Genomic DNA, 12526 nt, shown 5'->3' on the forward strand with positions numbered 1-12526 from the left:
GAGGTACTTTATTTCACGGTATGTAACTGCATCGTCGCGGCAGAAAATTTTCCTTCGACCAGCATAGGAATGATCTCCAGACTCTTGGCAATCGATTCGTCGATCAAAGGCTGCTCTTCTTTGCGCGGGCGATGTAAAACAAAATCAGCGACCCCTTGCTGCAAATTCAGACTACGCGGATGTCCGATACCAATACGCAGCCGCCAGTAATCTTGTGTCCCCAAAGCAGCGGTGATGTCTTTCAACCCGTTATGACCACCAGACGAGCCACCTAATTTAAGCTTAGCAATACCCGGCAAAATATCCAGCTCATCATGCACCACCAATACTTGATCTGGCGTGATTTTATAAAACCGACAAATCGCACCGACCGACTGGCCAGAACGATTCATAAATGTTTGTGGCTGCAACAGCCAGACCTCTTCGCCAGCAAGCCGTGTTTTAGCTACCAACGCGTTAAAATTTTTATCGCGTTGCAAACCATTTATTGCAAGTTGATCAACCAGCCAGAAGCCAGCATTGTGGCGGGTTTGTTCGTATTCAGGGCCAGGATTGCCGAGGCCGACTATGAGGCGGATAGACATAATAATTTCAGCAAAAATAGTACATTAGCTGTGAGTTGATAGATTGAATTGATTTGAATTTTTTACACGTCATCTTGAAGATCAACAGGTCACATAGTTCGCTTGTCTATAATTAATAACCGTATGGTGCGCCATGCTCACCAGTACACCTTGCTGTTTTTTGTCGCTTGCTACGGTGCGTATGACGCACGCCGCAGCAGTATTCTGGTTAAAATTTTTAGACAAAATAAAAATAGAACGTCCAATGATTCTGCGGCTTCTGGCTTAAAATCATGCCAGAAGCCGCAGAATCATTGGACAAGTAGTTTTACTTTTTTTTCTTCAGCAAGGGCTGTAAATACTTACCCGTCACACTCTCAGGGTTTGCTGCAACATCCTCTGGCGTACCGCTGGCGATAATCAGACCACCGCCTGCGCCGCCTTCTGGTCCCAGATCGACGATCCAGTCGGCGGTTTTAATTACGTCTAAATTGTGTTCGATGATGACAACCGTATTGCCTTGATCGCGTAAACGGTGAATGACTTTGAGCAGCAAATCGATATCGTGGAAATGCAGACCCGTGGTCGGTTCATCCAAAATATACAGAGTACGACCAGTGTCACGTTTGGATAATTCCAGAGACAATTTTACCCGTTGTGCTTCGCCGCCAGACAGTGTAGTAGCGCTTTGACCCAGTCGGATGTAGCCCAGACCCACATCTAGCAGTGTGTGCAGTTTACGTGCGATGACGGGAACTGGTTTAAAGAATTCATACGCATCTTCTACCGTCAAGCCCAGCACCTCGTTGATATTTTTGCCCTTGTATTGGACTTCTAATGTCTCGCGGTTATAGCGCTTGCCGTGGCACACATCGCAGGGTACGTACACGTCGGGTAAAAAATGCATTTCGACTTTGATGACGCCATCACCCTGACAGGATTCGCAGCGACCGCCTTTGACGTTGAACGAGAAACGCCCCGCACTGTAGCCTCGTTCTTTAGCCACTGGCACGGTAGAAAACAGATCGCGTATCGGGGTGAATAAACCAGTATAGGTAGCTGGATTAGAGCGCGGTGTGCGCCCGATCGGTGCTTGATCGACCGAGATGACTTTATCAAAATGTTCTAGCCCGCTGATGCTGTCAAACGCGGCAGGCTCGGTTTGCGATCCATATAAGTGGCGCGCAGCGGCCGGGTATAAGGTGTCATTGACCAGTGTAGATTTGCCAGAGCCGGATACGCCGGTCACGCAGGTGAGCAAGCCAACTGGCAACTTGAGCGTCACGTTTTTTAAGTTGTTGCCGCGTGCGCCAGAGATCACGAATTGTTTTTCCGGATTAAAGGTCGTGCGCTTTTTGGGGACGGCGATTGCCATGGCACCGCTCAGGTATTGCGCGGTCAGCGAGCGTTCGCTTTTCATGATGTCTTCTAGCGTACCTTGGGCAATGACTTCACCGCCATGCACACCTGCACCGATACCCATATCGACGACAAAGTCGGCGCAGCGGATCGCATCCTCATCATGCTCGACCACCAGCACAGAGTTACCGATATCACGCAAATGTTTTAGCGTATCGATCAGACGATCATTGTCGCGCTGATGTAATCCGATCGAGGGTTCATCCAGGACATACATCACGCCAGTCAGACCAGAGCCGATTTGTGACGCCAGACGGATACGCTGTGCCTCGCCGCCAGAAAGCGTATCGGCGCTGCGGTCCAGCGATAAATAGTCCAGACCGACGTTGTTGAGAAAGGTTAGACGCGAGCTGATTTCTTTAATGATGCGATCTGCGATTTCTCGTTTTGCACCGACTAAAGTTAATGATTCAAAGAAGCTCAGGGTTTGGCGCAAAGGCAGGGCGCTGACTTCGTAAATCGCTTTTTCTTGCGCTCCGTTACCGACTTTGACGTAACGAGCCTCAACCCGCAAACGTGCGCCGTCGCAGCTTGGGCATTGCTTTTCGTTGATGAACTTGGCGAGTTCTTCTTTTACCGCCATCGAGTCTGTCTCGCGGTAACGGCGTTGCAGATTGACGATCACGCCTTCAAAGGTATGTTCTTTGATGACGGTGCGACCGCGCTCATTGATGTAAGTGAAGGGAATATTCTGTTTGCCTGATCCGTACAAAATCACTTGCTGAGCAGACTCTGGCAATTGTTCAAACGGCGTATCAATATCAAAATCATAGAACGCCGCGAGGTTGGACAACATCTGGAAATAGAATTGATTGCGTCTGTCCCAGCCCTTGACCGCACCGCTGGCCAGCGACAAATTTGGGAAGGCAACAATCCGTTTCGGATCAAAAAATTCGATGTGGCCGAGGCCATCACACTCTGGGCAAGCACCCATAGGATTATTGAAGGAGAACAGGCGCGGTTCTAATTCTTGTAGCGAATAACCGCAAGTCGGGCAGGCAAATTTATTCGAAAATAATTGCTCATGGCCGTTGTCCATATTCACAATCAAGGCGCGACCATTGGCGATGCGCAGTGAGGTCTCGAATGATTCTGCCAGACGTTGTTTGATCTCAGCCTTGACTTTGACACGATCAATCACCACGTCGATCGTATGCTTCTCTGTCTTTTTTAATTTAGGCAGATCATCCACTTCGACAATCTTGGCCGGGTGTGTGCCAGTTTGTACGCGGAAGCGCACAAAGCCCTGCGCTTGCATCTGCTCAAACAAATCAACATGCTCACCTTTGCGGTTGGACACCACGGGCGCCAAAATCATGAGCTTGGTATCTTCCGGCATTGCCAGCACGGTATCCACCATTTGCGATACAGACTGCGCTGCCAATGGATTTTCTGGATGATCCGGGCAATACGGCGTACCGACGCGGGCATACAAAAGGCGCAGATAATCGTGGATCTCAGTTACCGTACCGACGGTAGAACGCGGATTGTGCGAGGTCGCTTTTTGCTCTATCGAAATGGCAGGGGACAAGCCTTCAATCAGATCGACATCCGGTTTTTCCATCAATTGCAAAAACTGTCGTGCATAAGCAGATAGTGATTCGACATAACGTCGCTGGCCTTCTGCATACAAAGTATCAAACGCCAAAGACGATTTGCCTGAGCCGGATAAACCAGTAATGACCACCAGCTTATTGCGTGGCAAATCTAAACTGATGTTTTTTAAATTATGTGTACGCGCACCGCGAATGCGGATTTCGTCACGCTTAGGTGCGGGGATGCCAGTTTTATCGAAGTCGATTTCAGCAGGCTTGGCTGCTTTGGCCGATTTTGCACGAACTTTGACCGTATTTTGTGTCATATCAACTGCTTTCCGTAAGGATGGTTTGGCGCCCCGGTTTTTTGATTCGGGAACAAGCAACCTGATACTATAACGGGTTTTTGAAATTTGACGTGTGCAAGCTGCGGACTTTGTTTTTGTCCCGTGTTTGACATATCTTTATGGCAACGTCACGAATGGATAAGAGCATTCTGAAACGCTTTACTAAGCTTGTCTGGCTTATAATCGGCGGCAAATGCTCAATCAGCTAAACAGCGAGATGGCTGAATGGGCTGAATGTGGTTTTAGCCAGAGTTATTGTCAAATTCATCAAAATAATCACTATTACTTAGTGAACTTAATTAGCGAACAACAGGAGAAATACATGGCATCCCTCAATAAAGTCCAGATTATCGGCAATCTCGGACGCGACCCAGAAACGCGTTACATGCCTAGCGGCGACGCCATGACCAGCATCACCGTTGCCACTACAGAAAACTGGAAAGATAAAGCCACCGGCGAGAAAAAAGAACAGACCGAATGGCATCGCATTACTTTTTTCGGCAAACTGGCAGAAATCGCTGGTCAGTATCTGAAAAAAGGCTCGCAAGTCTATGTAGAAGGCAGCCTGCGTACACGTAAATATACCGACAAAGACGGCGTAGAGAAATACGCAACCGACATTAAAGCAGACACCATGCAAATGTTGGGCGGACGTCCAGGTATGGGCGGCGGTGCACCGATGGATGAGTACGGCGGCGCCCCATCAGCACCACGCCAAAGCGCACCAGCGCCATCATCTGCACCACGTCAGGCACCAGCATCGCGCCCGGCACCGAATTTTTCTGATATGGATGATGATATTCCGTTTTGAGACCTAGTCTCTTTGATTCTGTAAACTACGCCCTGCAAGTCTTTGATTTGTAGGGCGTTTTTCTTGTTTACACATTTCTTATTGACAACGGTTATAGTTTTTATATAACCTAGTCGTATAAAACGTAAACAAGGAGCATTGTTGGTGGCGAAATATAGTGTCAAATTGGTGGACATGGGTGTTGGCGCGCACTCAATATTGACCAGCTGCGCGCATTGAATATTGACCAGGCGCTTAGTTGCTGAGCATACAAGTTTGTTTCAGGTTTGTCGATCAATTATGTGTGCATTGTTTTCTCCATTTGTTGAACTCAATTTAGCCACTTAAGCACTAAAACTCCTGCCCAGTGACTTCACCAGGTTCTGCTGATATCTCAGTCTCAGGCTTGTTTAATTCCCGGCTTCTTTCTCTTGATTTAATCCGCATTTTTGCTGTGGCACTGCTATGTTTGAAACGATAGGAATCATTACCTGTTTCAATAATATGGCAATGGTGTGTCAGTCGGTCCAGTAACGCAGTCGTCAGTTTTGCATCGCCAAAGACGTTGCTCCACTCAGAGAATGTCAGGTTGGTCGTGATGACGACGCTGGTTCGTTCGTAGAGTTTAGACAGTAAATGGAACAGTAACGCACCACCCACCTGTGAGAATGGCAGGTAACCTAACTCATCTAAGATCACCAAATCCATCTGCATAAGGCTTAGGGCCATGCGTCCTTGTTTGCCTGCTGCCTTTTCTAATTCCAAGGCATTCACCAGTTCAATCGTTGAGAAGAAGCGCACTCGCTTTCCATGTTGCGTAATACCGGAGACCGCCAGTGCTGTTGCCAGATGGCTTTTACCTGTGCCAGTGCCACCAATCAGCACCACGTTGTGCGCAGCCTCTGTGAAGGCTAACGTGGCCAACTGTTCGATCAGCTTTTGGTCTACTTTGGATTGGCTAAAATCGAAATCAGCTAGGTGGCGATGAATCGGAAATTTGGCAACGTGCAACTGATAACGGATCGAACGCATCGCTCGATCCGTCGATTCCGCTTCTAACAAGTGTTGAATGAGCCATTCCGATGTACTCACGGACGCGGTACTCTGTGCTGTTAAATCGGTATAGGCAGTTGCCATTCCATATAACTTGAGTGATTTAAGTTCACTGATGATGTTAAACATGCTGATTCTCCTGATGTAAGCTGTCGTAGCGACTTGCATCGGCTACCGGCTCTTCGATTAATTGCAAGCTTGTGGCGACGGGGTCAGGACGATCGCCCTGACTTAATCGCACCAATACGTTAGTGATGTGTTCAACACTGGTTGCACCGGACTCCAGCACTAGTTCTACTGCCACAATGACGGTATCAAGGCCATGGTGCGGGATAGCCGCTAACACTTGAGCCATGACGCGATCACCACCGGCACGGCGTAGCAAGGTGGTTTGCAATTTGATTAAAGGCGCCGGCATCAATGCAAAGGGTGCACCGTTTCGTAAGACACCGGGCTTTCTTTCTGCCAGAAGGATGTAATGCTGCCAGTCATAGCTGGTCTGATCACGTCCAAATAGTCGTAGATGACATGCAACCCTCTCATTCTCAGCGTAGACGGCAATCTGTTCTGAATACAGATGAACACTGACCATGTGATTGGCCAAATAGCACGGTACTGAATAACGATTACGGTGGACATGAACTAAGCAAGTAGAAGAAACCCGTGCTACGAGTTCGACATAGCCATCAAAGGGTGTTGGCATCGGCATGAGTTGGGCTTGCTCATGTTCCAGCACGTCGGCGACGGTCAACTCAGGGTAATCCGGATGGCGGCATTCACTCCAGAGTAACTTGCAGCGTACCGCCAGCCATGCATTGAGTTCCGCAAAGCTGCCGAAGCGTTCCTGTCTGGCGTCGTTCCAGATACGACGGCGACTATCCTGGACGTTCTTCTCAACAATACCTTTCTCCCAGCCAGACGCCACATTGCAGAAGTCGGGGTCAAACAAGTAATGGGCTGTCATTGCAAAGAAGCGTGCATTGACGATACGACCTTTGCCTTTCATGACTTTATCGACAGCGGTCTTCATGTTGTCATAGATACCGCGCCGTGCAATACCACCCATGGCAGTAAAGGCGCGAGTATGGGCATCGAAGAGCATTTCGTGGCTTTGCGTCGGATAAGCCACCAGCCAAAAGGCACGGCTGGCGCACAGCTTAGTGTGTGCTACAAGGATTTTGCGATGAATGCCACCAATGACAAGCAGCTCCTCACTCCAGTCAAACTGGAATGCTTCGCCGAGTTGAAACTTCAGTGGAACGAAGGCAGATTTACCAGTGACTTTGGCAGCTTGGTCACGCCAGGCGTAAATGTAACGGTTGACACCCGAGTAGCTACCGGTGAACCCTGCTTGCTGGAGTTCCTTAAATAGCATAAGCGCAGTACGACGTTCTTTTTTAGGTCGATGGCTGTCGGTTTGTAGTGCTAACTGAATGAGGGATGCAAAGGGAGCTATTTTACTGACAGTCGGAGGCCGGGCATACTTCGGCTCAGTCCCTTCGGCTTCTTTAAGCCACTTCTTGATGGTATTGCGCGACAGGCTGGTTCGTCGCTGAATTTCGCTAATGGATAGCCGTTCTCGGTAGAATAGCCGCCTGACCTTAGAGTACATTCCCATGGTAATCACCTTGAATTCCCTCGCAGTCAAAACTGCAAGGATAGGTTAATTTACCTGGTCAATATTCAGTGCGTATAACTGCGTTTATCTGGTCAATATTGAGTGCGCGCCAACAGATAGCGCCCTTGCCAGGCTTTGCTGTACTCTCTGCAAAGAGTCATATGAACCCACTCTTTGCATGCTTACTTGGTTTTGAAGGGACTAGGCTTAAGCACATTATTGAGAATATTGAGCCAAACTACGAAGACATTATTCCAATCATTGGTGTTCCTGGATTTAAGCCTTGGTACCTGTTTGATACATTTCTTGGCAATCGCACTACGCTCTCAGAAAATTCAATATGGCAGAGGGTGCTATATGCACCTGCCCATTGTCCCTTTAGTTGCTTCTATACTTTAGCCGATTTGCATGAAGAATTTCCTGACAGAGCCATGAAAATCGCAATGGTTGGAACCAAGCCTCATGCTTTGGGATCCGTAATGTTTCATCTGGCTAATTTCTGTGCAACAGAACTAGTATACGATCATCCAATTCGTAAACATGGCAGAACCGATGGAACTGAGAGATTACATGTGTACCATGTATCGGCAATATTGAAATTAACAAACCAAGAAATATTGACCCGATCATCGGGAGAAGTGACAATAATCTAGCATGCTGGACGCTCACTACACACCATCGGAAATAGCTCGGCAAATGATTATGGGGTTGCCGACGCAATTTTCCCCGAACTCTGTAGCAGATTTTGCCTGCGGAGATGGGGCATTATTGTCCGAAGCCTTCAAGCGCTGGCCAAAATCTCAGTTCATCGCCAATGACATTGACGTCAATCTTACTAGGAGATTGCGCCGGACATATGGAGAATGGAGTGTAAGCGCTGTTGATTTTCTTTCTGAATCCTCTCAGCAGCGTTCCAAACTATTTTCGTTCCAAAAGAAAGTTGATTGTATTCTCATTAATCCCCCATTTAGTGAAAAAGGTAGAGCGAAAATAGAATCTGAATTTTTCGGTTCACAAGTGACCGCCGGTAGCACGATGTCTTTTCTACTTCGTGCGCTGCAGTTTCTGGCTCCAAGGGGATATATGGTGGCAATCTTGCCAGATAGCTGCTTTATCAGCCAACGAGACAGAGGCGCGTGGAACCTAATTAAGACTCACTTTGCTGTGCAGAAAATTCTAACGAACTCACGCTCCACATTCAAAGGTATCGCGGCGTCGACCACGGTCGCGATTCTTCATTATCACCATATTGGACGAGTGGCGCCACCTGAAATCACGCCAGCTGCGTGCCTTGAACTGGAGATCATCAGAGGTAAGTTGCAGATGCATTTGGTGAATGAATTGACGTCCGTAAACAGCTATCCCTTAGTTCATACATCGAATTTATCAAAAAATCGAGTACATATACTTGGCGGTCGTACAGTAGATTATAAGCACTTAGTGAATGGACCTGCTGTGCTCGTGCCGCGTGTGGGGTTAGTTACTCAGGAGAAGATTGCGTTTTTGCCAGAGGGGGAGACAGTAGTATTGTCTGACTGCGTTCTTGCTATCATGTGTAAAACGAACGCTAACGCAAAGTTGATGAGTCAAGCTATTTTGGTGGACTGGAATGTCTTTCGAACTGCTTATGGAGGAACCGGGGCTCCTTACACGACGTTGGAACGAATTCGTGAAGCGCTATCTCATTGCGCCAACGTTCAGCATCTGATGCGATCTCAACCGAAAACAACTCAAAAAAATGTCAATCCCAAACATGGGACAACACTAGTGCTAGGCTGATCACTAAAGCGCCTCTAGAATCGCTGTGGCTCTATTGCTTTAAGCCAAACATGCGTTAAGGTATGTTTTTTTAAGTTAACTTTAATGGGTTATATCAGTTCCTGCCGGCTATATGTATGAGCTTATTTAAGAAACTTGTAGTACCACCGACTAATTATTTTCAAATTCCTCAACTTCTGCGAATTCTGGAACGATAATAATAAAAATCGCGCAAAACGCTTACGAAAAAACGAATGATCAATCATAAAAACTATGGATGAGCATTTTGTGCAATAGCCCATAGCTTTGAATTCTTCGTCATAGATTATTTGACATGCCGTGCGGCTGCCGAATAAAAACCCCAAACTGAGGAGCCTTGACATACATTTATTGGGCGTTTTCTTATGCAATTTTTAGGGTATGCTAAAACAATAATGATCTTGTTTTTAGATTTTGACGGTGTTTTACATCCGGAACCCTGCTACCTAGAGGTGCAGTTATTTTGCTATTTGCCGCGACTAGAAAATGTCTTAAGAGATTTTCCTGAGGTGCAGATTGTTATTTCCAGCACCTGGAGAGACAAACGTTCAGTCACTGAACTCAAAGCATTCTTCTCTGAAGATATTGCTGGCCGGATCATAGGTACGACTCCAGACTGGAGGGAGGTGACAGAAATTATGGATTCGATTGGGTATCAACGACATGCAGAGATTGAAGGCTGGTTGAGACAATCTGAACGGCCGTGGATAAGCTGGCTAGCAATTGATGACAAACCTTATCTTTTCAAGCCGTTTCTAAAAAATCTGATCAAAACCAATTCACTGACAGGCTTCAATGACCAAGCCGAAGAACGGTTGAGACTTCATCTAGCGGCAGCCTCGCGACCATGTTAGGTACGTTGACTTTACGCACTGTGACATTAGCAGAAGCCAATATAGTTGCGTCCCATCGCTATTCTCGTGAAGTAGAATATCAGGACGACAAGACTGCTTATATGTCCCGGCTCGATCAGGCCATTGTTGATGGCCGTTCTGCGGTTGGATTAGCAAGAATAAACCAATTGGTCTGTATAAACTGGAACTGTAAGGCCACCTGTATTTCTGAATTGAAAGAATACATACGAGAGATTACCTCAGGGATGGCTCGCCAAACCAGCTATTTGTTACATAGTATTTGGATGCCACCCGATATACGTTGAAACTCATACTCTTGTAAAAATTAAACATGAAGCAAATTAATGCAAGATAGCCAGTTACCTGAAAAGACTTAGTTGTCGGAGAGACGCAGTCACAGAGACAAACTAAACAAGGGATAATGAGTAGGACAACAAGTGGCGCGATCAGGAAGTAGCCAGAGATGCTGTCCCAGCGACACAGATAAATCTTGTGTCGGCGAATTTGAATAACGCCAGACCATGCCAAAAAGGCGGCATCAATCTTATTGATTTTACTAATCAGGACATGTGCGAAGAACCACGCACGATCTTTAGCATCTGCCATGCGTCCAAATTCGGATGCAAACTGAAAGTTTTTTCAGACGTTCATTCATAACTGATTGTCGGACTAGATCTAAACAGACCTGTTTACTGGAAAAATATCGTAAAGACAAATAAATCGCCCGATAGATATAGAGTGCCAAACACATAATCCAGGGGCGAGCAGAAAACACGTTGTTCATCTGCCCGATGACCTCAGCGTGTTGATTTGCATTTAAAACTGACCCAGCGGGGGTGCGGATAAAATCTTGGACTACTTTTGGGAGTGGTTCATGTACTCATATGAAGAACGTCTTCGGGCGGTGAAGCTATATATTAAGCTTGGTAGGCGCTGCAAAGCGACAATTCGTCAATTGGGTTACGCGACAAAGAATTCGTTAAAGGCTTGGCATAACGAATTCCAAGAGCGCGGCGATTTAAAGGACGGGTAACGCATCATTTTTTAATATCAATGCGGATTTACGCCGTCTATAACTTCCACTCCAAGAAGATTGCAAAGGGGGCGTAGATGCTCTGGCAACTCTGACTCAAGGACCAAGATGGTATTGGTATTTTGATCTTTTGCTTCTGAGATTAGCATTGCATCTAGCACCGCTTGATACTTTACACATTGGAAGATTCCACGCGTTATGTCTGCATGATCTGATATTCTTGATTTCACCTCTACCCCGACCCATGATTTCTTGTACTGAAATGACACATCCAAGACGTCACCTGATGACAATCTGTATTCGGTAGTTCCTGCTGGAGTTGATTTTGGTAGGCCAATTGCATGCGGATTGTTTGCGACGTATTCCTTTAGAAATTTGTGCTCAGGGCCTTCACCGCCACCAAAGTCACCGGAAGCTATAGAAATTTCTTTTGTGAAGTCTGTCTTTGCTGGATCAAGCTCAAGTTCCTCAAGAACCTCATCCCAGCGAGGATAAGCGTAGATATGCTGTAGTTCAGCTTGTACGATCTCGCGGCGACGGCGAAGCGGCAACTTGCCAAAATCAGCTTTCTTGATCAGAAACCACCCAATTCCTTCTCCAGGAAGAACGGTTGCCTTATTCACTACAAGACACTGGATTGGTGGAACTTTAGTTTTCCACTTTTTAGAGATGCGATCCATAGCTTGGCCAATGCTACCAAGCACGTAGTTGAGATTTCTAGGATTTGGCATCCCTAACTCTTCAGCCAATGCAGAATAATAAATTGGCTTAGCGGCCCTTGCTTGCCGAACAAGCAAGGGGAGTGCTGCGCGCGCTCGTTCTTGGTAGAGTTTATCTCCGTTCAGTGGTGAAGCTATTTCTGCAGTTTTGGGCATAGGCTAAGGACTTATTTGTAATCATTAACTTTGAGAAGATAGAAATTCTACTTAATTAGGGGAAGTCTAGAGTAACGTGATAAGGAAATATGATCATTTTATTTTCAATCGAGGCCAGGAAATTATCTCTGCTGCTTTTTTAACAAGCGAAGTTGCCTTGCTTCTTAAAGTTTGTTTGCGCTGTTTACTTTTCTGGTCAATATTAGTGTATCGACGGACATAAGTTAAAAAACCTCGGCATCGGTTATTACCGAAGTTTTCCAACGCGTTGGAAAACCTCAAATGTAAAAATCTCGTGCCGCATTCCGCTCTAGGTGTTACTCGAAAAAGACGTGGGACGGGCCGTTTGCGGCTCAATTACCGAGAGACTTCCAATATATGTAATGTAATGAATATCTGAAGAGAGCACATCAGCGGAAAATACCACCATACATTAGGCAAGTTAAATATTTAAGTCAGGAAACTGGCATCGTTAAATTCAGAAAGTGTAAACAACTTGTTATTTTTTAAGAGGTTATTTACATAAATGAAGAAAAGTTCAAAGAATAAGCCTAGTTTCTAAAGCTGGAATTTTCTTGTTTACATAATTGGTTGCGTATAACCGTTTTAATTTCAGACTTTCTCAATACAAAAGTAAAAACG

Annotated in this window: 9 protein-coding genes; 4 read left to right on the forward strand and 5 right to left on the reverse strand. The window is 46.3% G+C overall.

Features of this window, described 5'->3' with window-relative positions:
- Positions 1–8: 8 nt before the first annotated feature.
- Both pth and uvrA read right to left on the reverse strand, forming a co-directional pair.
- Entirely contained in the window at positions 9–584 is a 576-nt protein-coding gene (pth, locus tag RGU72_RS17830; protein WP_322121023.1) for an aminoacyl-tRNA hydrolase, read from the reverse strand.
- 307 nt (positions 585–891) lie between these two features.
- A complete protein-coding gene (uvrA, locus tag RGU72_RS17835) occupies positions 892–3843 on the reverse strand; it encodes an excinuclease ABC subunit UvrA (RefSeq protein ID WP_322121024.1) in 2952 nt (983 codons plus the stop codon).
- 343 nt (positions 3844–4186) lie between these two features.
- Between uvrA and ssb the strand changes: the two genes are divergently transcribed.
- The gene (gene ssb, locus RGU72_RS17840) at positions 4187–4675 is read left to right on the forward strand and encodes a single-stranded DNA-binding protein (RefSeq protein WP_322121025.1); all 489 of its coding nucleotides are present in this window, start codon (positions 4187–4189) and stop codon (positions 4673–4675) included.
- A gap of 330 nt (positions 4676–5005) precedes the next feature.
- Here the strand turns inward: ssb and istB are convergent, their stop codons facing one another.
- On the reverse strand, positions 5006–5836 hold the full coding sequence (gene istB, locus RGU72_RS17845; RefSeq protein ID WP_322121026.1) for an IS21-like element helper ATPase IstB: 831 nt from the start codon (positions 5834–5836) through the stop codon (positions 5006–5008).
- Positions 5829–7325, reverse strand: a complete 1497-nt coding sequence (gene istA / locus RGU72_RS17850; RefSeq protein ID WP_322118258.1) for an IS21 family transposase — start codon at positions 7323–7325, stop codon at positions 5829–5831. The genes istB and istA overlap by 8 nt, the downstream gene beginning before the upstream one ends.
- A gap of 161 nt (positions 7326–7486) precedes the next feature.
- On the opposite strand from istA, the gene RGU72_RS17855 reads away from it, so the two are divergent.
- From RGU72_RS17855 to RGU72_RS17865, 3 genes are all read left to right on the forward strand, one after another.
- On the forward strand, positions 7487–7978 hold the full coding sequence (locus RGU72_RS17855) for a hypothetical protein (RefSeq protein ID WP_322121027.1): 492 nt from the start codon (positions 7487–7489) through the stop codon (positions 7976–7978).
- Position 7979: 1 nt separating this feature from the next.
- Positions 7980–9104: an N-6 DNA methylase gene (locus tag RGU72_RS17860; RefSeq protein WP_322121028.1), complete on the forward strand. Its 1125-nt coding sequence runs from the start codon at positions 7980–7982 to the stop codon at positions 9102–9104.
- A 383-nt stretch (positions 9105–9487) separates the two neighbouring features.
- The gene (locus RGU72_RS17865; protein WP_322121029.1) at positions 9488–9976 is read left to right on the forward strand and encodes an HAD domain-containing protein; all 489 of its coding nucleotides are present in this window, start codon (positions 9488–9490) and stop codon (positions 9974–9976) included.
- Positions 9977–11026: 1050 nt separating this feature from the next.
- On the opposite strand, the gene RGU72_RS17875 is transcribed toward RGU72_RS17865, so the two are convergent.
- A complete protein-coding gene (locus RGU72_RS17875) occupies positions 11027–11884 on the reverse strand; it encodes a hypothetical protein (protein ID WP_322121030.1) in 858 nt (285 codons plus the stop codon).
- Between the last annotated feature and the right edge of the window lie 642 nt (positions 11885–12526).

The organism is Undibacterium sp. 5I1, from assembly GCF_034314085.1.
Lineage (GTDB): Bacteria > Pseudomonadota > Gammaproteobacteria > Burkholderiales > Burkholderiaceae_D > Undibacterium.

Excerpts from the sequence above, each read along its gene's own strand:
- pth (WP_322121023.1), bottom strand. The coding sequence starts at position 584 with ATGTCTATCCGCCTCATAGTCGGCCTCGGCAATCCTGGCCCTGAATAC.
- uvrA (WP_322121024.1), bottom strand. The coding sequence starts at position 3,843 with ATGACACAAAATACGGTCAAAGTTCGTGCAAAATCGGCCAAAGCAGCC.
- ssb (WP_322121025.1), top strand. The coding sequence starts at position 4,187 with ATGGCATCCCTCAATAAAGTCCAGATTATCGGCAATCTCGGACGCGAC.
- istB (WP_322121026.1), bottom strand. The coding sequence starts at position 5,836 with ATGTTTAACATCATCAGTGAACTTAAATCACTCAAGTTATATGGAATG.
- istA (WP_322118258.1), bottom strand. The coding sequence starts at position 7,325 with ATGGGAATGTACTCTAAGGTCAGGCGGCTATTCTACCGAGAACGGCTA.
- RGU72_RS17855 (WP_322121027.1), top strand. The coding sequence starts at position 7,487 with ATGAACCCACTCTTTGCATGCTTACTTGGTTTTGAAGGGACTAGGCTT.
- RGU72_RS17860 (WP_322121028.1), top strand. The coding sequence starts at position 7,980 with ATGCTGGACGCTCACTACACACCATCGGAAATAGCTCGGCAAATGATT.
- RGU72_RS17865 (WP_322121029.1), top strand. The coding sequence starts at position 9,488 with ATGCAATTTTTAGGGTATGCTAAAACAATAATGATCTTGTTTTTAGAT.
- RGU72_RS17875 (WP_322121030.1), bottom strand. The coding sequence starts at position 11,884 with ATGCCCAAAACTGCAGAAATAGCTTCACCACTGAACGGAGATAAACTC.